At 69.2% G+C, this 19,719-nt stretch carries 20 protein-coding genes; 10 read left to right on the top strand and 10 right to left on the bottom strand.

Annotated features, from left to right (window positions below):
- Window positions 1–94 precede the first annotated feature (94 nt).
- A complete protein-coding gene (locus OXS27_RS07425) occupies window positions 95–733 on the bottom strand; it encodes a carboxymuconolactone decarboxylase family protein (RefSeq protein WP_267355361.1) in 639 nt (212 codons plus the stop codon).
- Between the two features lie 156 nt (window positions 734–889).
- On the opposite strand from OXS27_RS07425, the gene hrpB reads away from it, so the two are divergent.
- From hrpB to OXS27_RS07460, 7 genes are all read left to right on the top strand, one after another.
- The gene (gene hrpB, locus OXS27_RS07430) at window positions 890–3,343 is read left to right on the top strand and encodes an ATP-dependent helicase HrpB (protein ID WP_267355362.1); all 2,454 of its coding nucleotides are present in this window, start codon (window positions 890–892) and stop codon (window positions 3,341–3,343) included.
- 45 nt (window positions 3,344–3,388) lie between these two features.
- Entirely contained in the window at window positions 3,389–3,814 is a 426-nt protein-coding gene (locus tag OXS27_RS07435) for a PaaI family thioesterase (protein WP_243917047.1), read from the top strand.
- Between the two features lie 77 nt (window positions 3,815–3,891).
- Entirely contained in the window at window positions 3,892–5,115 is a 1,224-nt protein-coding gene (locus OXS27_RS07440; RefSeq protein WP_267355363.1) for an SMP-30/gluconolactonase/LRE family protein, read from the top strand.
- An 87-nt stretch (window positions 5,116–5,202) separates the two neighbouring features.
- Window positions 5,203–5,784: a DUF1285 domain-containing protein gene (locus tag OXS27_RS07445; protein WP_267355364.1), complete on the top strand. Its 582-nt coding sequence runs from the start codon at window positions 5,203–5,205 to the stop codon at window positions 5,782–5,784.
- The gene (locus OXS27_RS07450) at window positions 5,781–6,452 is read left to right on the top strand and encodes a CoA pyrophosphatase (RefSeq protein WP_267355365.1); all 672 of its coding nucleotides are present in this window, start codon (window positions 5,781–5,783) and stop codon (window positions 6,450–6,452) included. The genes OXS27_RS07445 and OXS27_RS07450 overlap by 4 nt, the downstream gene beginning before the upstream one ends.
- A 12-nt stretch (window positions 6,453–6,464) precedes the next feature.
- The gene (locus OXS27_RS07455) at window positions 6,465–6,722 is read left to right on the top strand and encodes a DUF6111 family protein (protein ID WP_243917016.1); all 258 of its coding nucleotides are present in this window, start codon (window positions 6,465–6,467) and stop codon (window positions 6,720–6,722) included.
- Entirely contained in the window at window positions 6,719–7,960 is a 1,242-nt protein-coding gene (locus OXS27_RS07460; protein WP_243917014.1) for a CCA tRNA nucleotidyltransferase, read from the top strand. Before OXS27_RS07455 ends, OXS27_RS07460 begins: the two co-directional genes overlap by 4 nt.
- A gap of 91 nt (window positions 7,961–8,051) precedes the next feature.
- Here OXS27_RS07460 and OXS27_RS07465 read toward each other — a convergent pair whose 3' ends face one another.
- From OXS27_RS07465 to OXS27_RS07495, 7 genes are all read right to left on the bottom strand, one after another.
- Window positions 8,052–8,453, bottom strand: coding sequence for a F0F1 ATP synthase subunit epsilon (locus tag OXS27_RS07465; RefSeq protein WP_243917012.1), 402 nt, complete (start codon window positions 8,451–8,453; stop codon window positions 8,052–8,054).
- Between the two features lie 149 nt (window positions 8,454–8,602).
- Window positions 8,603–10,060 (bottom strand): F0F1 ATP synthase subunit beta, encoded by a 1,458-nt coding sequence (gene atpD / locus OXS27_RS07470; protein ID WP_243917010.1) that lies wholly within the window; start codon window positions 10,058–10,060, stop codon window positions 8,603–8,605.
- A 42-nt stretch (window positions 10,061–10,102) separates the two neighbouring features.
- Window positions 10,103–10,993: a F0F1 ATP synthase subunit gamma gene (locus OXS27_RS07475; RefSeq protein ID WP_244000767.1), complete on the bottom strand. Its 891-nt coding sequence runs from the start codon at window positions 10,991–10,993 to the stop codon at window positions 10,103–10,105.
- Between the two features lie 133 nt (window positions 10,994–11,126).
- Window positions 11,127–12,659: a F0F1 ATP synthase subunit alpha gene (atpA, locus tag OXS27_RS07480; protein ID WP_243916995.1), complete on the bottom strand. Its 1,533-nt coding sequence runs from the start codon at window positions 12,657–12,659 to the stop codon at window positions 11,127–11,129.
- A gap of 54 nt (window positions 12,660–12,713) precedes the next feature.
- Window positions 12,714–13,286, bottom strand: a complete 573-nt coding sequence (locus tag OXS27_RS07485) for a F0F1 ATP synthase subunit delta (protein ID WP_243916992.1) — start codon at window positions 13,284–13,286, stop codon at window positions 12,714–12,716.
- 217 nt (window positions 13,287–13,503) lie between these two features.
- Window positions 13,504–14,193 (bottom strand): DsbA family protein, encoded by a 690-nt coding sequence (locus OXS27_RS07490; protein ID WP_243916990.1) that lies wholly within the window; start codon window positions 14,191–14,193, stop codon window positions 13,504–13,506.
- Between the two features lie 108 nt (window positions 14,194–14,301).
- The gene (locus tag OXS27_RS07495; RefSeq protein ID WP_243916988.1) at window positions 14,302–14,928 is read right to left on the bottom strand and encodes a 2-hydroxychromene-2-carboxylate isomerase; all 627 of its coding nucleotides are present in this window, start codon (window positions 14,926–14,928) and stop codon (window positions 14,302–14,304) included.
- Window positions 14,929–15,127: 199 nt separating this feature from the next.
- Between OXS27_RS07495 and OXS27_RS07500 the strand changes: the two genes are divergently transcribed.
- Window positions 15,128–16,366: an argininosuccinate synthase gene (locus tag OXS27_RS07500; RefSeq protein ID WP_243916986.1), complete on the top strand. Its 1,239-nt coding sequence runs from the start codon at window positions 15,128–15,130 to the stop codon at window positions 16,364–16,366.
- A 4-nt stretch (window positions 16,367–16,370) separates the two neighbouring features.
- On the opposite strand, the gene OXS27_RS07505 is transcribed toward OXS27_RS07500, so the two are convergent.
- Window positions 16,371–17,021, bottom strand: coding sequence for a hypothetical protein (locus tag OXS27_RS07505; RefSeq protein ID WP_243916984.1), 651 nt, complete (start codon window positions 17,019–17,021; stop codon window positions 16,371–16,373).
- 269 nt (window positions 17,022–17,290) lie between these two features.
- Here OXS27_RS07505 and OXS27_RS07510 point away from each other — a divergent pair, with 269 nt between their 5' ends.
- Entirely contained in the window at window positions 17,291–17,866 is a 576-nt protein-coding gene (locus tag OXS27_RS07510) for a hypothetical protein (RefSeq protein ID WP_267355366.1), read from the top strand.
- Here the strand turns inward: OXS27_RS07510 and mtgA are convergent.
- Window positions 17,844–18,494, bottom strand: coding sequence for a monofunctional biosynthetic peptidoglycan transglycosylase (gene mtgA / locus OXS27_RS07515; RefSeq protein WP_267355505.1), 651 nt, complete (start codon window positions 18,492–18,494; stop codon window positions 17,844–17,846). The two genes, OXS27_RS07510 and mtgA, sit on opposite strands and share 23 nt — an antisense overlap.
- A gap of 156 nt (window positions 18,495–18,650) precedes the next feature.
- Between mtgA and OXS27_RS07520 the strand changes: the two genes are divergently transcribed.
- Complete coding sequence (locus OXS27_RS07520; RefSeq protein WP_243916980.1) at window positions 18,651–19,622, top strand: polyprenyl synthetase family protein; 972 nt, start codon at window positions 18,651–18,653, stop codon at window positions 19,620–19,622.
- Window positions 19,623–19,719 lie beyond the last annotated feature (97 nt).

The raw sequence follows: 19,719 nt of genomic DNA on the forward strand, positions 1-19,719 counted from the left end.
GCTTCGTCAACGCGCCCATGCCGACCTCATTCCGGGCCGCCATAGCCTGTGGACAACGCGGTTTCACCTCCCCGCGGACTGTGGATAAGCCGGCTCACTCCGGCAATCGGGGCAGGGGTTGCCCGTCTTTGGGAATCGCATAGCGGGCCGCGTTCAGCTCCATGGCCAGCAGCGTGTAGTAGCCCGAGATCGCCGCGAGATCGACGAGCGCCGGCTTGCCGAAGCGGGCCTCGGCTCGGGCGAAGGTGGCGTCGGAGACGCGCTTGGTGTCCTGCAACTCGGAGGTGAAATCGTACACGATGGTCTCGTCGTCGCTCATCCGAGCCGGACGGCGCCCGTCGCGAATCGCCGCGATGATCTCGGCCGAGATGCCCGCCTTCTCGGCGATCGGGGCGTGGACGTACCATTCGTAATCCTGGGTCCAGCGCCGTGCCGTCATCAGGATCACCAGCTCCGACAGGGTGGTGCCGATCTTGGGCTTGAAGCGCAGGTAATCGCCCATCGAGCGCGCCAGCGTCATGACCTCCGGCGAGTACATCAGCGGCTCGAACGGGCCGAAGGGCGGCTTACCCCGGGCCTGCGCGAAGGATTCGGCCGCCTGCTTCTGATCGGGCGTGTAGTCCTGCGGCGCGATCGTCGGCAGCCTGTCCTGCGCGCGGGCAGCGCCGAGCGCGAGGGGCAAGGCAGCGAGGGGCAGGGCGGCCAGGGCCAGGACGGTCCGGCGAAAGCGCATCGTTTCACTCCCGATGATTTTGAATTCGCCCCAGCTTCGCGGTTGGCCGGCGCGGAGGCCAGTGTCCGGCGGCCGGATCGGTATCGAACGCCGCCTGCCGTCACCGGATGGCGGGGCTGTTGCGCGCGGCATCACTCCGCGCCATCAGCGGCACCGATGCCCGATTTTCAGACCGCATTGCCGATCGAGGCGGCGCTGCCCGCCCTTCGCGCAGCCCTCTCCGCACGCAACGCCGCCGTGCTGGTGGCCCCGCCGGGGGCCGGCAAGACCACGCGCGTACCGCTCGATCTGCTCGACGCACCCTGGCTCGACGGCCGTAAGATCATCCTGCTGGAGCCGCGCCGGCTCGCGGCCCGGGCCGCGGCTGCCCGGATGGCGCAGACGCTGGGCGAGCCGGTCGGCGGCACGGTCGGTCTCCGGGTGCGGCTCGGCTCGAAGATCACGGCCCGGACTCGAATCGAGGTGGTGACCGAGGGCGTGTTCACGCGGATGATCCTCGACGATCCGGAACTGTCCGGCATCGGCGCGGTGCTGTTCGACGAGTTCCACGAGCGCTCCCTGGATGCCGATCTTGGCCTCGCCCTGGCCCTCGACGCGCAGGGCGGCCTGCGCGAGGATCTGCGCCTCCTCGTCATGTCGGCGACCCTCGACGGCGCCCGGGTCGCGCGGCTGATGAACGACGCACCGGTCGTCACGTCGGAGGGCCGCGCCTTCCCGGTGGAGACCCGCTATGTCGAGCGCGACCCGAACTGGCGGATCGAGGAGGCCGTAGCCGAGGTCACGCTGCGGGCCCTCCGGGCGGATCCGGGCTCGGTGCTGGTGTTCCTGCCCGGACAGGCGGAGATCCGCCGGACCGCCGATTTGCTGACCGGGCGCGTCGATCCCGGGGTGGTGCTGGCGCCGCTCTACGGTGCCCTCCCGCCGGCCGAGCAGGATCGGGCCGTCGCCCCGGCGCCGCCCGGGACCCGCAAGGTGGTGCTGGCCACCAGCATCGCCGAGACCTCACTGACCATCGAGGGCGTCCGGATCGTGGTCGATTCCGGGCTCGCCCGGGTGCCGGTCTACGAGCCGGGTCTCGGCCTGACGCGGCTCGTGACCGCGCGCGCCTCCCGGGCCTCCGTGGATCAGCGGCGGGGCCGCGCCGGCCGCACCGAGCCGGGCCTGTGCTGGCGGCTCTGGTCGGAGGCCGGCACCAACGCCCTCGAACCGTTCTCGCGGCCGGAGATCCTGTCGGCGGATCTGGCGGGTCTACTGCTCGACTGCGCCGCCTGGGGCGTCGCCGACCCGCGGACGCTCGCCTTCCTCGATCCGCCGCCCGCTCCCGCGCTGGCCGAGGCCCGCACCCTGCTGGCCGAGCTGGCCGCCCTCGATCCGGATGGACGGCTCACCGAGACCGGCACACGCCTGCGCGCCCTGCCGCTGCCGCCGCGGCTCGCCCGGATGGTGACGGTCGCGGCCGGATCCGGGCAGGCCCAGGCCGCCGCCAACCTCGCGGCCGTGCTGGTCGAGCGCGGTCTCGGTGGTGACACCGTCGATCTCGAAGCACGCGTCGAACGATTTCGAAGTGACCGGGGCGGCCGCGCCGAAGACATGCGCCGGCTCGCCACGGGCTGGGCGCGAATCGCGGGCGGCGGCCCGCATTCCGGATCGGCGCCGGCCGGCCCGCTCCTGGCGCTCGCCTATCCGGATCGCGTGGCGCGGGCGCGGGGCCGCGACGGCGAGTTCGTGATGGCGAGCGGCCGGGCCGGCCGCCTCGACCCTGCGAGCCCGCTCGCCCGGGAACCCTATTGCGTCGTCGCCGACCTCGTGGGTTCGGCCGGCAACGCCCGCATCCTGGCCGCGGCGGCGATCGAGGCGACGACCATCGAGGCGCTGTTCGCCGACAGGATCGAAGCGCGCACCGAGATCACCTTCGACCCACAATCCGCCGCCCTCCGGGCCCGGGCGGTGCGGCGGCTCGGCGCCATCAGTCTCGGCGCCAAGCCGCTGCCGGTCCCGGCCGACCTCGCCAGCGCGACGATCCTGGCCCGGGGCATCGCAGCGCTGGGGATCGAGCGGCTCCCCTGGACACCGGCCCTGTCGCAGTGGCGCGCCCGGATACGCTTCCTGCACGCCGCGGAGGGCGGCGTGTGGCCCGACCTGTCGGACGCAGCTCTGGCCGAGACCGCGGAAACGTGGCTCGCGCCCACCCTGATCGGGCGCGCGTCCCTGGCCTCGGTCACCGCAGACGACCTCGCCGGCGCCTTCCAGGACCTGCTGCCCTGGGAATTGCGCGCCCGCCTCGACACGGAGGCTCCGACCCATGTGGCGGTGCCGACCGGCTCCCGCATCGCGGTCAACTACGACGCCGACGAACCCACCCTGTCGGTGCGGGTGCAGGAGCTGTTCGGCCTCGACCGGCACCCCCGGGCCGGCGGACGGCCGCTCGTCCTGCACCTGCTGTCACCGGCCCAGCGACCGATCCAGATCACCCGCGACCTTCCGGGCTTCTGGCGCGGATCCTGGGCGGCGGTGCGCGCCGAGATGCGCGGGCGCTATCCCCGCCACCCCTGGCCGGAGGATCCGCTGGCCGAGGCGCCGACGCGGCGGGTCAAGCCGCGGGGAACCTGACGGCCCCTGCGGGTTTCCAACGCCGCGGCACAGACGGACGGCACGATGATCACCGAGACCGATCCCTTCGACCCGACCGACACGGGTTGGGCGCCCATCGAGGACGCGGGCTTCATCGCCCTCGTCGGCCCGGTGCACCGGCGCGCCTCCGATGGGGCTTACGCGTTCCGGGCGGAGCAGAAGCACGCGAACCTGATCGGCGTGGTCCATGGCGGCATGCTGATGAGCTTCGCCGACCGCGCGCTCGGCGAGACCGCCATGCGGGCGGCCGACGGCGCCAATTGCGTGACGATCCAGCTTGAGATGAAGTTCATCGATGTCGGCCGCCTGGGCGACTGGGTCGGCATCCACCCGCAGGTGGTGAAGCGGACCGGCTCGCTCGTTTTCATGCGCGGCGACCTGCGCGCGGAAGGCCGGCTGCTGGCCTCCGCGGACGGGGTGTGGAAGATCCTGCGGCGCCGACCCGGTTGACGGAGGCAGGATATTCATCCTAAGTTCGGACGTAGTTCGCGCAGAGTCGGCGTGCGGACGCGAGCCGGGGGGATCGCATGCGTCAGGTGGATATCAACCAATCCGAATGTGAGCCGTCATGCGGGTTTGCCCCGCCCTCGCGCCGTTCGGTCCTCGCCGGATTAGGCCTCGCGCTGGGCTCGGCCAGCCTGGCCGCCGCTGAGCCCGTGCCGCCCAGCACGGTGACGAACCCGCCGCGCGACTTCCGGCCCCATGCTGCCCCCACCACCTACTTCACCGATCCCGACGTACTGACGGTCGATCCGTCCTTCGGGGCCTACATCGTGCCCAACAGCGCGATCCGCCGCCTCTGGACCGGGGCGCTCTGGGCCGAGGGCCCGGCCTGGAACGCGGTCGGCCGGTTCCTGGTGTGGAGCGACATTCCCAACAATCGTCAGCTGCGCTGGCTGGAGGAGGACGGGCACGTCTCCACCTTCCGTGCGCCCAGCAACAATTCGAACGGCAACAGCTTCGACCGGCAGGGCCGGCAACTCTCCTGCGAGCACGCCAACCGCCGGGTGGTCCGCTACGAGCTCGACGGCGCGGCGACGGTGCTGGCCGACCGATTCGAGGGCAAGCCGTTCAATTCGCCGAACGACGTGGTCCAGCACACGGACGGGTCGTACTGGTTCACCGATCCGCCCTATGGCGGCCAGCTCTACGAGGGCCTGCCCGACGAAGCGGGCGGGCCTTCGAATCCGCAGGGCCATCTGAACCCGCGCCTCGGCCAGCCGGCCGGGGTCGTGGCCTTCCGGCGGGAGCTCCCCAATGCGGTCTACCGGATCGACCCGACTGGGCGAATCGACCGGGTGCTGACCGACGAACAGTTGCCGGACCCGAACGGCCTGTGCTTCTCCCCCGACCATAGCGTTCTCTACGTCTGCTCGACCGGCAAGGGCCCCGGCGATACCGGCCCCGGCGGCAAGGGCGAAATTTACGCCTTCAACGTCGCGGAGGGCGGCAAGCTCTCCAACAAGCGCCTGTTCGCGGATTGCGTGGTCGACGGCATCAAATGCGGGCCGGATGGCTTGCGCGCCGATGTCGATGGCAACGTCTGGGCGTCGAGCAACGCCGGCCGGGCCGTCGGCTACAATGGCGTCACGATCTGGAACCCGGCGGGCAAGCTGATCGGGCGGATCCGCCTACCGGAGGTCTGCGGCAACATCACCTTCGGCGGCCCGAAGCGAAACCGCCTGTTCATGGCGGCCAGCCAGTCGCTCTACGCCGTGACCGTAAACACCCAGGGTGCCGGGCCCGCATGAGGCCCTGACCGCACAGCCAAATTCACATCGGGTCGGTCCGGTACACGCCATGGCTGTCGGGCCCTCGGGACGCTATCTGTAGCGGGCATGAGTGAGGATTCGACCGACCCGACCCTGAACCGCCTCAGCGCCGCCCTTGGCGACCTGCCGAGCCGGGGACTGCCGCCGGTGGAGCGCTGGAACCCACCCTATTGCGGCGTGATCGACATCCGCATCGCGGCGGATGGGACGTGGTATCACGACGGCACGCCGATCCGCCGGCCGAAACTGGTCCGGCTCTTCTCCACCATTCTGCGGCGCGAGCCGGATGGGCGCGTCGTCCTGGTGACGCCGGTTGAAAGCGTCGGCATCACGGTTGAGGACGCGCCCTTCGTGGCGGTCGAGATGGCGGTAGACGGGTCCGGTAAGGACCGGCGCATCAGCTTCCGGACCAATGTCGACGACCTCGTCCCGGTCGATTCCGAGCACACCCTGCGCTTCGAGGAGGCGGCGGACGGGGCCCTGAAGCCCTATCTCCATGTCCGGTGCGGTCTGTGGGCGCTCGTCTCCCGGGCGCTCACCTACGACCTCGTGGAACTGGCCGAGGAGGGCACCCTCGACGGGGAAACGTGGCTCGGGCTCTGGGCCGGCGGGCTGTTCCATCAGATCGCACCGGCCACCGCCGCGTGAGCGACGCCATCGCCGAGTTCCTCGCGCGCGCGGCCGCCGGCCTCTCGCCGCATCCGCCTGGGCCGGACGATCCGACCTCCAACCCGCGCGGGGACCACAACCTCGATCCGGACGGTTCGGCCGTGATCCCGCCGCCGCCGCATCGCAGGGCCGCCGTTCTGGTGCCGGTGGTGTTTCGGCCGGAGGGGCCGAGCCTAATCCTGACGCAACGGGCGGCGAACCTGCGCGACCATTCCGGCCAGGTCGCGCTGCCGGGGGGCAAGATCGACCCGTCCGACCCCGATCCCGCCGCCGCGGCCCTGCGCGAGGCCGAGGAGGAGATCGGCCTCGACCCCGCCTCGGTGCGTCTCGTCGGCTATATCGATCCCTACCTGTCGGGGACCGGTTTCCTCGTCACGCCGGTGATCGGCATCGTCGCGCCGGAGGCGACGTTCCAGCCCAACCCCGCCGAGGTGGCGGACCTGTTCGAAGTGCCGCTGCCGCTGCTGATGGACCGGGAGCACTACCGTCTGCGCTCCCGCGCTTGGCAGGGCCGCACCCGCTACTTCTATGCTCTGACCTTCGGTGAGCGGCTGATCTGGGGCGTCACCGCCGGGATCCTGAACAACCTCCGCGAGCGGCTCTATCCGGATTCGGAACCGGACCGGATCCACCGCTCGGCCGGGTGAGGATGAACCACCATGTTGCGTCGCGTCCTCGAAGAGTTCGGCCTCTTCCTCATCCCCTTCGCGCTGTTCCTGATCTACCTCGTGCTCGCCGGTCGCAACCCGCTGCGCCGGGTCCACTGGGATGCCCACCTCTTCCGTCTCGTGCTCGCCGGATTGACCATCGTGATCGCGACGCTCGTCTACGAGGGGCTGTTCTCCGATCGCCGCGCCGGCGGCTACGTGCCGACGCATATGGAGAACGGTCGGCTCGTCCCCGGTGGCTTCCGGTGAAGCGGGATCTCGATCCTGGCGGCCTGGCGGCGCTCCTCGACCGTGCGGGTGTGCGCCAGACCCTCGCGGCCCTGGACGAGCCGGGCGCCGAGACCCGGCTGGTCGGCGGCTGCGTCCGCGATGCCATGCTCGGGATCGCCGCCGCCGACATCGACCTGACCACCACGCTGCGGCCGGAAACCGTGATGGCACGGGCGCGGGCGGCCGGTCTGAAGGCGATTCCGACCGGGATTGAGCACGGTACCGTCACCCTGATCACCGGGGATGGGCCGCTCGAAATCACCACGCTGCGTGAGGATGTCGAGACAGACGGGCGCCATGCGGTCGTTCGGTTCGGCAGCGATTTCGCCAAGGACGCCGAGCGCCGCGACTTCACGATCAACGCCCTATCCCTCGGCCGGGATGGACGGCTGCACGATACGGTCGGCGGGTTGGCGGATCTGGAAGACGGGCGGGTGCGCTTCATCGGCGATCCCGCAACGCGGATCCGGGAAGACGCCTTGCGGATCCTGCGCTTCTTCCGCTTCCAAGCGCGTTTCGGCAGCGGGGCGCCCGAGGCAGCGGCGCTCACCGCCTGCGTGGCCGCGCGGAATAGTCTGCGCCGGCTATCGCGGGAGCGGATCCGCGACGAGTTCCTGAAACTTCTGACGGCAGCCGGCGGCCCGGCGATGGTTTCGATCTTGAGCGGGACCGGCCTGCTTCAGCGGATCACCGGTGGCATCGGCGAGATGGGACGGCTCGAGCGTGCTGCCGAAGCCGGCTTGTCGCCCGTGATGCGGCTGGCGGCGCTGGCAGTCGCTACACGACACGATGCGGATCGCCTGCGCGACCGGCTTCGGCTCTCCAATCCGGACCACGGTCAGCTCACCGCCTATGCCGCGGCACTGGCGGACCTCCACGGCCGAGCCTCGGTCGACGCTGCGGCGGTCCGGGCCTTCGCAGCCGAGCACGGCCTGTCGCTCGTGACGGAGACGTTGGCGATTCTCGCGGGCGAGCCACGACCTGACGTGACCGACGCGGCGCGGGAAGCGCTCACAGTCTTGCGGGGGGAGGGTGGAGCGCCGGCATTCCCGATTGCGGGGGCCGATCTGGTCGCCGCCGGGATACCGCCGGGCCCGGCGATTGGCCGGGCTTTAGGGGCGGCGCGTCGCCTGTGGCTGGAACGCGGCTGTCCGACTGGCGCGGACGCAAGAGCAACGTTGATGGAGACCGCACTGGCCAGCGCGCACGTGCTTTAAATTCACCATATCACGGCGATGGCTCGGCGCTTCGACGGTACGCGCCAAGCCAAGCTTACATCCAGATGCAACGATAGGAAGCTTTGCAGCCTCAGAGCTTCAGAAGTGCCTTGGTCTCCCGGAGCTGGACGATCTGCCCGTTCAGCTCCTCGCGCTTCTGCAGATCCTCGGTCGCGTCGCGCTGGATCTCGACAGCCTCGATGTCCCGATCGAGCGAGGCCTGGGTCAGTTCCTCAATCGGAGCTGCGCGCTCGGCCAACACGGTGACCGCTGTCGGCCCGATATCGGCGAAGCCGCCGCGAACGTAGATCCGCTTGCCGCTGCCCTGGCTCTCGGTGACCACGATCACGCCGACCCGCAGAGAAGTCAGCACGGGCGCATGGCCCGGCATCACGGTCATCTCGCCCTCGGTGCCGGGCAACTGAACGGCGGTCACCTCGCCGGAATACAGCGTCCGCTCGGGGCCGACGAAATCGAAGTGGAAGGTGGCCATCTTGGGACGATCCCGGATCCGCGACAAGCTCTCCTCCCCCTTGCGGGGAGGAGACGGAGGTGGGGGTGGTTCAGGAGGCACCGGATCGCTCAATCCTGCACCACCCCCACCCCCGCCCCTCCCCGCAAGGGGGAGGGGAGGGCGTCGTCTTACGCCGCCTTCAGCTTCTTGGCCTTCTCCTGGGCCTGCTCGATCGTGCCGACCATGTAGAAGGCGGCCTCGGGCAGGTCGTCATAGTCGCCGTTCACCAGGCCCTTGAAGCCCTTGATGGTGTCCTCAAGCGGCACCTGCACGCCCGGAGAGCCGGTGAACACCTCGGCCACCGAGAAGGGCTGCGAGAAGAAGCGCTCGATCTTGCGGGCGCGGGCCACGGTCAGCTTGTCCTCCTCGGACAGCTCATCCATGCCCAGGATCGCGATGATGTCCTGAAGCGCCTTGTAGCGCTGCAGGGTTTGCTGGACGCGGCGGGCAACGTCGTAGTGCTCCTCGCCCAGGATCGCGGGCGAGAGCATGCGCGAGGTCGAGTCCAGCGGATCCACCGCCGGGTAGATGCCCTTCTCGGCGATCGAGCGCGACAACACGGTCGTGGCGTCGAGGTGGGCGAAGGAGGCGGCAGGCGCCGGGTCGGTCAGATCGTCGGCCGGCACGTAGATGGCCTGCACCGAGGTGATCGAGCCCTTGTTGGTGGTGGTGATGCGCTCCTGCAGGGCGCCCATGTCGGTGGCGAGCGTCGGCTGATAGCCCACCGCTGAGGGAATGCGGCCGAGAAGCGCCGACACCTCGGACCCCGCCTGCGTGAAGCGGAAGATGTTGTCCACGAAGAACAGCACGTCCTGGCCGTCGTCACGGAACTGCTCCGCGATGGTCAGGCCGGTGAGCGCCACCCGCGAGCGGGCGCCGGGCGACTCGTTCATCTGGCCGTAGACCAGGGCGCACTTGGAGCCCTCGGCCGAGCCACCATTCTCCTTCGGGTCCAGGTTCACCTTGGACTCGATCATCTCGTGGTAGAGATCGTTGCCCTCACGGGTCCGCTCACCCACGCCGGCGAACACCGAGTAACCCGAGTGCACCTTGGCGATGTTGTTGATCAGCTCCATGATCAGCACGGTCTTGCCGACGCCGGCGCCGCCGAACAGGCCGATCTTGCCGCCCTTGGCGTAGGGGGCGAGCAGGTCCACCACCTTGATGCCGGTGACGAGGATCTGCGCCTCGGTGGACTGGTCGGCGTAGGAGGGGGCCGGCTGGTGGATGGCGCGGTAGGTGTCGGTCACGACCGGACCGGCCTCGTCGATCGGCTCGCCGATGACGTTCATGATCCGGCCGAGCGTGTTCATGCCGACCGGAACCTTGATCGGCTCGCCGGTGTCGGTGCATTCCTGGCCGCGGGTCAGGCCCTCGGACGTGTCCATGGCGACGCAGCGGACGGTGCTCTCACCGAGCTGCTGGGCCACCTCGAGGACGAGGCGAGCGCCGTTGTTCTTGGTCTCCAGGGCGTTCAGGATCTCGGGGAGATGGCCGCTGAACTGAACGTCGACCACGGGGCCGATGACCTGGATGATCTTGCCGACCTTGCTGGAGCCGGCGCCGGGGAGTGCGGTGTTCGCCATCGTGTATCTACCCTTCAAGCTGTGCGGTCGGGAAACGGCGCCCTAGAGGGCTTCCGCACCCGAGATGATCTCGATGAGTTCTTTGGTGATCATGGCCTGACGCGTACGGTTGTAGATCAGCGTCTGCTTCTTGATCATCTCGCCCGCGTTGCGGGTGGCCGAATCCATGGCGCTCATGCGCGCGCCCTGCTCGGAGGCGGCGTTTTCCAGGAGCGCCCGGTAGATCTGCACCGTCAGGTTCTTCGGCAGCAGCGTCTCCAGGATCGCCTCCTCGGAGGGCTCGAATTCCAGAGCGGCGTTGCCGATGGTGGCCTTCGCGGAGGTGTCGGCCGCGGGCAGTTCCGCCGGGATCAGGCGCTGCGCGGTCGGGATCTGGGAGATGACAGACCGGAACTCGGAAAAGAACAGGGTCGCGACGTCGAACTCGCCGGCCTCGAAGCGCGTCAGGATCTTGTTGGCGATCTCGGCCGCGAACTCATAATCGACCGGGCGGTTGCCGCGGATGTCCATGCTCTCGACGATCTGGTCGCGGTACAGCCGGCGCAACTGGTCGTTGCCCTTCTTGCCGACCGTCATGATCTTGACGGTCTTGCCCGCTGCGGTGAGCTTCAGGATGTGTTCCCGGACCGCCAAGCGGACGATCGAGGAATTGAACGCACCGCACAGGCCGCGGTCGCCGGTGCAGACGACGAGGAGGTGGACCTGCTCGGCACCGGTGCCGGAGAGCAGCTTCGGGGCGCCGACGCCGCCGACCAGATTGCCCGCGAGATTGCCCAGCACCTGAGACATCTTCTCGGCGAAGGGACGGCCGGCCTCGGCAGCCATCTGCGCCCGGCGCAGCTTGGCGGCGGCGACCATCTGCATGGCCTTGGTGATCTTCTGCGTCGCCTTCACCGAGGTGATGCGGTTGCGCAGGTCCTTCAAACTCGCCATCGGGTGAGGTCCAGGTCCGTTCTATGGGCCTCTCCTCCCCTCAGCGGGAAGGAGCCGGAAGTTCGGGCGGTGCAGGCGGCCGAAGCCCCGTGCACCGTCCAAGATCCCTCCCCCCGAGGGGAGGGGCCTCACATCAGGCGATCGACTTGACCACGCCCTCGACCACGCTCTTCAGCTTGCCGGCGTTCTCGTCCGACAGGTCCTTGGAGGTGGCGATGGCGTCGAGCAGGTCCTTGTGCTTCGTGCGCAGCGTGCTGAGCAGGCTGTCCTCGAAGGGGCGGATCTTGGCAACCGGGAGCTTGTCCAGATAGCCATTCACGCCGGCGTAGATCACGGCGACCTGCTCTTCCATCTTCAGCGGCGAGAATTGCGGCTGCTTCAGGAGCTCGGTGAGCCGCGAGCCGCGGTTCAGGAGTTGCTGGGTCGAGGCGTCGAGATCCGAGCCGAACTGCGCGAAGGCCGCCATCTCGCGGTACTGTGCCAGCTCGCCCTTGATCTTGCCGGCGACCTTCTTCATCGCCTTCGTCTGGGCCGAGGAGCCCACCCGCGAGACCGAGAGGCCGACGTTCACCGCCGGGCGGATGCCCTGGTAGAACAGGTCGGTCTCGAGGAAGATCTGGCCGTCGGTGATCGAGATCACGTTGGTCGGGATGTAGGCCGAGACGTCGTTCGCCTGGGTCTCGATGACCGGGAGCGCGGTCAGCGAACCGTTACCGGCGGCGTCGCCCATCTTGGCGGCGCGCTCGAGCAGGCGGCTGTGGAGGTAGAACACGTCGCCCGGGTAAGCCTCACGGCCCGGCGGGCGGCGCAGCAGCAGCGACATCTGGCGGTAGGCCACGGCCTGCTTGGACAGATCGTCATACACGATCACGGCGTGCATGCCGTTGTCGCGGAAGTACTCGCCCATGGCGCAGCCGGCGAACGGCGCGATGAACTGCATCGGCGCGGCGTCGGAGGCGGTGGCCGCGATGACGATGGAGTATTCCATCGCACCCTGGTCCTCCAGAACCTTCACGAACTGGGCGACCGTCGAGCGCTTCTGGCCGATGGCGACGTAGATGCAGAAGAGCTTCGCCTTCTCGTCGCCGCCTGCGGCGTGGCCCGGCTTCTGGTTGAGGATCGTGTCGAGCGCGATGGCGGTCTTGCCGGTCTGACGGTCGCCGATGATCAGCTCGCGCTGGCCGCGGCCAACCGGGATGAGGGCGTCGATCGCCTTGAGGCCCGTGGCCATCGGCTCATGCACCGACTTGCGCGGGATGATGCCCGGGGCCTTCACGTCGACCCGGCGACGCTCGGTGGACTGAATCGGGCCCTTGCCGTCGATCGGGTTGCCGAGCCCATCGACCACGCGGCCGAGCAGGCCCTTGCCGACCGGCACGTCCACGATGGCGCCGGTGCGCTTGACGGTCTGGCCTTCCTTGATCTCACGGTCGGAGCCGAAGATCACGATGCCGACGTTGTCCTGCTCGAGGTTCAGGGCCATGCCCCGGACGCCCGACTCGAACTCGACCATCTCGCCGGCCTGGACGTTGTCGAGGCCGTAGGCGCGGGCGATGCCGTCACCGACGGACAGGACCTGCCCGACCTCGGAGACCTCGGCTTCCTCACCGAAGTTCTTGATCTGCTCTTTCAGGATCGCGGAGATCTCGGCGGCGCGGATGTCCATACTCGGGCCTCTGTCGCTAAAGCGTCTATGTGTGTTCGGGTCGGATGGGGGCGCTTACGGCGCAGCCCGCATCGCGAGGCGGATACCGTTGAGCTTGGTCCTGAGCGAGGCGTCGACCATGCGCGAGCCCATCTTCACGATGAGGCCGCCGATCAGGCTCGGATCAACCACGAGGTCGACATCGACCTCGGCCTTGGCGATGTCGCGCAGGGACGCCTTGATCTCTTCGATCACGGTGTCGGACGGCTTCTCGGCCACCCGCACCTCGGCGCGCACGATGCCCTTCGAATCCTGCACCAGGGCGCGGAACGCCGCGATCATGTCGGGCAGCGCGAAGAGCCGGCGGTTCGACGCCGCCAGCCGGATGAAGTTGCCGGCGAGCCCGCCGATCCCAGCCTTGTCGAGCACGGCGACAATGGCGCCCGCCTGCTCCTCGGCGCTGAAGACCGGGCTGCGGACGAGGCGACGGAGATCCGCGCTCTCCTTCAGCAGCGTGTCGAAGCGATTGAGGGAGTCGGCGACCGCGTCGACCTGGCGCTCGTCGCGCGCGAGATCGAACAGGGCGGAAGCGTACCGGCCCGCCACGCCTGCAACCAGGGGACCAGCCTCGGAACCGTTCTGCGCCACCCGTCGCTCTCTTCTCTGGTTGCCCGCCCGCTCCGCGCGCTCCGGCAGGAGCGCGGTGCGTGACCGTTCGGGACGTGGGATCGCGCCGGCAGCGGATAGGGTCGAGAACCATCCTCGCGGCGCGGCGACCGCCTAGCATGCCAGCATGGCCGCGCGCAACACGGCAGGCGCGTCTCGCAGCGCGTGAGGACGGCAGAAGTGTGACGCAGGCCCCGCCTCAGCAGGCCAGCCGGTCGCAGCGCCGGACGCTGGCGATCATCTTCGCCAGGGCACCGGCGCCCGGATGACCGAGGATGCCGCTGTTTCCGAGTACGTACGAGGGCGTGGCATAGAGCCCGAGATCGGCGGCCATGCGCATCTGGCTCTTGAGCGCCACGCGCACCTCCTCGCTGTCGGCAATCTCCTCGACCTCCGCCTGCGGGATCCCGAGGGCAGCCGCGGCTGTCAGCGCACCCGGCCCGTCGATCCGGCCGGGCTTGCCCAGCAGCGTTCGATAGAAGCCCCAGGCGGCCTCCGAACCGAGCCTGCGCTGGACCGCCAGCATCACCTTGGCGGCCTGCGCCGATTGCGGCGACAGAATCGGATTGTGGACAAGCCCGATCCGCAATTCACCGTCGCTGTCGTGCAGCGCCACCATGTCGGCAGCGGCCTTCCGACAAAACGGGCAGTTGAAATCGTAGAACTCGTAGAGCGTGGTGCCGGCCTCGCGCGGTCCGACATAGGTGACGCCGCGCAGGGCAGGGATCTGGCCGGTGATCTCGCCCGGCAGGACCGTGTTGGCGACCGCCCGTCCGTCGTCCCCAGTGACGGCGACGCGCTGCCCGTAGGATTGCGCGGCCGCATGGCCGAGACCGGAACCCAGCGCGGCACCAGCGGCTGCGAGGAAAAGACGTCGGGAGACCGGCATGGGGTTCGTCCAGGGCATCACGGGTCCGCCCGGACTTCGCCCGGGCGGGCCTTGAGCGAAACCAGGAGCTCGCGTCGGTTTGATGGCCGAACGGCGTGAACGCGCGGCCTATCGCAGGCCCTTCGGTCGGTCACCCGCCGCCCAGGCCAGGGCCTGCTCCAGCCGGTCGTTGCCCCAGAACAGCTCGCCGTCGTCGACCAGGAAGGTCGGAGCCCCGTAGATGCCACGCGAGCGCGCCTCCTCGACGTTGACGCGGAGCTTGGTCTTGTTGGCCTCCGCGGCGGCGGCGCGCACGGTTTGGGTCCCGTCGAGGCCGAGTGTGTCGAGGATCTCGGCGACCGCCGCAGGCTCCGCGATGGAACGGCCTTCGGCGAAGCTCGCGGTGAACACCGCCTTCGAAAAGGGCACCAGCCAGTCCTGATCCTGGCCGAGCACGGCGACCCGCACCGCGCTCAGGCTGTTCTGCGGAAATTGCGCGGGCTTGGTCAGCGGCGGCAGGCCGAGGCGCGCGGCCTCGCGCTCCACGTCGCGCCACATGTTCTTGCCCTTGGCCGCGTAGAGATTGAACGGCGAGGTGGTCCAGCCTTGGGAGGCGAAGAGCGGCCCGACCAGGAACGGCCGCCACCGGATCGCCACATCGGCCTCCGCGGCCGCCGCCTCGACGCGCATCGCCGCGAGATACGAGTAGGTCGAGGCGAATTCGTACCAGAACTCCAGAATCGGCTGGCGCGCCATAGACTTCGCTTCTCCGAATGCACTTTCGCGGCGGTGATCACAGGCAACGCCCGCGCCGTTTTTCCACGGCCGCAAGGCCGCCGTGAGGCGAAACGCGGCCGATCCTTCGGCAAAGGCTACGCGCCAAGCGGCACGCCGGTTGCAGGCCAATCCCACCCGCGATAAGCGGCACAAGCCCTCTCCCAGTTCCGGAAGCCGCATGTCCGTTCCCGCGAAGAGCCCCGTGAAGAAGGTCGTGCTGGCCTATTCGGGCGGGCTCGACACATCGATCATCCTGAAGTGGCTGCAGACCACCTACGGCTGCGAGGTCGTGACCTTCACGGCCGATCTCGGCCAGGGCGAGGAGCTGGAGCCGGCCCGGCGCAAGGCCGAGCTGCTCGGCATCAAGCCCGAGAATATCTACATCGAGGACCTGCGCGAGGAGTTCGTCCGCGACTACGTCTTCCCGATGTTCCGGGCCAACGCCGTCTACGAGGGCGTCTATCTTCTCGGCACCTCGATCGCCCGGCCGCTGATCGCCAAGAAGCAGATCGAGATCGCCGAGCGCGTCGGGGCCGATGCGGTCTGCCACGGCGCCACCGGCAAGGGCAACGATCAGGTCCGATTCGAGCTCGGCTACTACGCCTTGAAGCCGGACGTGACGGTCATCGCCCCCTGGCGCGAGTGGGACCTGCGCTCCCGCGAGCAGCTCATCGCCTTCGCCGAGCAGCACCAGATCCCGATCGCCAAGGACAAGCGCGGCGAGAGCCCGTTCTCGGTGGACGCCAACCTTCTGCATGCCTCATCCGAGGGCAAGGTGCTGGAGGATCCGGCCGTCGAGGTGCCGGACTACGTCTACTCGCGCACCCTCTCCCCCGAGGAGGCGCCGGACCAGCCGACGGTCATCACGATCGGGTTCGAGCGGGGCGACGCGGTTTCGATCGACGGCGAAGCGCTGTCACCCGCGAACCTGCTGGCGAAGCTGAACGAGCTGGGCCACGCCAACGGCATCGGCCGGCTCGACCTCGTGGAGAACCGCTTCGTCGGCATGAAGAGCCGCGGCATGTACGAGACGCCGGGCGGCACGATCCTGCTGCCGGCCCACCGGGCCATCGAGTCGATCACCCTCGACCGCGGCGCCGCGCACCTCAAGGATCAGCTCATGCCGCAATACGCGGAGCTGATCTACAACGGCTTCTGGTTCTCGCCGGAGCGCGAGATGATCCAGGCGCTGATCGACCGGAGTCAGGAGAAGGTCACCGGCACGGTGCGGCTGAAGCTCTACAAGGGCGGCATCCACGTGATCGGCCGCGAGAGCCCGCACTCGCTCTACGACCAGGATCTCGTGACCTTCGAGGAAGGCGCCGTGGCCTACGACCACCGCGACGCGGCGGGCTTCATCAAGCTCAACGCGCTGCGGTTGCGGACGCTGGCGCAGCGCAAGAAGCGCGAAGGCTGAGGCGTCAGGCCGGCTTCCAGACCGCGGACGATCCCGCGCACTGGAAGTCGCCCGGCCCGAGATCGGCATACCGCAAAAAAATCTGGAGGGCCGGCTGCATCTCGCGGTGGAGCCGGATCCGGTGCTTCTCCGCGTCCTCGTCGTCGTTGGCCGCCGCTTCCGGCACCGCCGCGAGATGGCGGCCCATGGCGGCGGTGTAGGTGTCACCGGCTCCATAGGGCTGAGTCGGATCCACCCGCGGCACGTCCCCCGCCGGGTCCCAGTCGAAGACGAGGTGCGGGATCAGCGCGAGGTGCTCGGCGGTCACCGCGAAGGTGATGTGCTCCGGCGTCTCGCCCGTCTGCGCATCCCGGAAGACATCGCCGACCGTGCCGTGGTCGAGCTTCGCCAGGCCGTTGTGATACTGGTAGCGGCCGGGCTTCAGCTGCGCGTTCTGGACGAAGACCGCCAATCCCTTTTCCAGCGCGCGATGCTCAGCCGCGGCCTCCTCGTCGTCGCCGGTCACGTTGGCGATGTCACCGTCCCGATCGAGGCTCCCGTAGGGGGCATCCGGATGGATGGTCGGCGCGCCTGGCTCGGCGCCGCCCCAGGCCACGACCATGCGGCGGAGCAAGGCGATGCGCTCCAAGGTCAGGTCGTAGACGGCGTCGCTCATGGGTGTCGGCCCTGGTTTCGGTTCTGGCGCATGTCTTACAGACCGGATTCGGCGGCTGCTACCGCCGCCGTTAGTCGTTTCCGTCGCGGTTCATCCGGCAGACGGCGTTTCGTTTCTCCGGTTGCGCCGAGCGGGGGCCGTGCCGGCCCGAGCCGGGTCATGGGCTCCACGGTCGCCAGAGACGGAAGCCGAATCGGCACTTCTCCAAAGCATACCGATGGCGCGGGCGACGGCTCCACCGACTCACCCGGCCACGGTATGAGGCCGGGATGCACCTGCTCGATCGCTACCTTCCAATCTATCAGTTCAGCGAAGTGCACGCCTGCGACGTGGCTGCTGGTCCCGCGGCGATCATCGACAGAGTCGTCGCCTATCGACCGGAGACGGACCGCGTCGTCCGATTCGCGATCGGCCTGCGGGAACTGCCGACGCGCCTTTTGGGAGGGCAAAGTGCGGCGCGTCCGGCCTTCGGTCTGCACGACTTCACGCTGCTCGACCGCAGCGACGATGCGATCGTCTGCGGTCTGATCGGCCGGTTCTGGCGGCCAGATTTCGACCCGGAGCGGGTTGCCGACAGTACGGCCTTCCACGACTCCGACGCACCGCATGCCGCCAAGCTCGCCCTGGCCTTCGTGGTCCGGCGCGGTCCCGAGGGCCGGACCCCGCTCATCACCGAGACGCGGGTCTTCTGCGCAAGCCGGGCCGCGCGGCTCGCGTTCACGCCCTATTGGCTCCTGATCCGCCCGGTGAGCGGTCTCATCCGGCGGCACATGCTCGCCGCGATCAAACGCGACAGTGAGCGCCCTTCGAGCCCGGGACGGGTCATCGCCGCACACAGCTCGTGAGCCCCTCCACCTGACCCATCATGGCCTGGATCCGCGCGGCGCGGCGGCGCACGCCGGGGGAGGGACGTCCGGCGCTACGCAGGATCGGGTTCGGCAGGACGGCAGCGAGAAGCGCCGCCTCGCCGCGGCTCAGGCGACTCGCATCCTTGCCGAACCAGCGCCGACTCGCGGCCTGGGCGCCGTAGATCCCGTCGCCCCACTCGGCAACATTCAAATAAATCTCCATCATGCGCCGCTTGCCCCAGAGGGTGTCGAGGGCAAGCGCCAGCGGGATCTCGACCGCCTTGCGGATGTAGGAGCGACCGGGCCACAGGAAGACGTTCTTCACCGTCTGCATCGCGATGGTCGAGGCGCCGCGGCTCGGCGAATCCTCGTCGTCCACCACGTCGCGGATCGCCGAGAAATCGACGCCGTGATCGAGGCAGAAGCGCTGATCTTCGGAGGCGATCACAGCCAGCACCAGGGCCGGGGCGATGCCGGACAGCGGAACCGGATCGCGGCTGACCGGCTGAAGCGTCAACCGCCGACCCAGCATCAGGGTCGACGGCGGCATCACCGCGCTATAGACGAGCGACAGACCCAGCACGAGGACGAAACCGATGGCGGGGAGCAGCAGCAGCGTCCCCACGATCTGCCGGACCCGGCGGGAGCGCCGCGGGCGGGCGCGCGGAAGATTGCGTTCCGCCGCCCCCGCCATGCTGCCCACCCCGCTCACCGCGATTTCGTTCCCGTACAACTGACACGCGATTGGTTTTCGCAAGGCCAGGACCGGACGTAGCGCTCGATGACCCCGACATCCTCAACGCAGGCCCCGACCGGTTCGGTCAAGGCTGGCACGCAAGCCGTCGAGTTTACCCACAGGTTGACTGAGGTCGCTGGGACGGTCGAGACCTTCCTGGTCGAGCGCCTCGGCCCGGAGGTCGGCCCCGGCGAGATCGCCCGGCCGCCCCGCCTGATGGAGGCGATGCGCCACGCAGTGCTGGGCGGCGGCAAGCGCCTGCGCCCGTTCCTCGCGATCGAGACCGCCCGGATGCTCGGCGGTTCCGAAGCGGCGGCGTTGGCGGCCGGCGCCGGGATTGAGCTGGTGCATTGCTACAGCCTCGTCCACGACGATCTGCCAGCCATGGACGACGACGATATGCGCCGCGGCAAGCCGACGGTGCACAAGGCCTACGACGAGGCCACCGCGATCCTGGTCGGCGACGCGCTCCAGACCCTGGCCTTCGAGATCGTGGCCGACCCGACCTGGCAGCCGGATGCGCGGATCCGGGCCGACCTCGTGCTCGGCCTCGCCCGGGCCTCGGGCCTCGGCGGCATGGTCGGCGGCCAGCTCCTCGACCTGACCGCAGAGGGCCGGTTCGGCGCGGCCAACATGGACGTGGACGACACCCTGCGCATGCAGGCGATGAAGACCGGCGCGATCCTGGCCTTCTCGGTGGAGGCCGGTGCGATCGTGGGCGGCGCCGATGAGAGCCAGCGCGCGGCCCTGCTGCGCTACGGCCTCGCCCTCGGGCAGGCCTTCCAGATCGCCGACGACATCCTCGATCGGGAAGCCTCCCCCGAGGCGATGGGCAAGGCCACCGGCAAGGACAAGGACGCCGGCAAGGCGACGCTGGTCGACCGCCTCGGCATCGACGGCGCACGGTCCGAATGCGACCGCCTCGTCGGCGTCTGCGAGGACGCGGTCGGCTCCTGGGGCGAGAAGGCCCGCATCCTGCGGGACGCCGCCCGGTTCACGGTGGCGCGCAAGACCTGAGTCTGGTTTCGAATGGTCGAGACCTTTCGCGGGTCCAGGGCAGAGCCCTGGAGACCATCTCAGGGCTCTGCCCTGAGCACCCGCCATAGGGCTGAGC

It is taken from the genome of Methylobacterium sp. GC_Met_3, assembly GCF_026540775.1.
Taxonomy (GTDB): domain Bacteria; phylum Pseudomonadota; class Alphaproteobacteria; order Rhizobiales; family Beijerinckiaceae; genus Methylobacterium.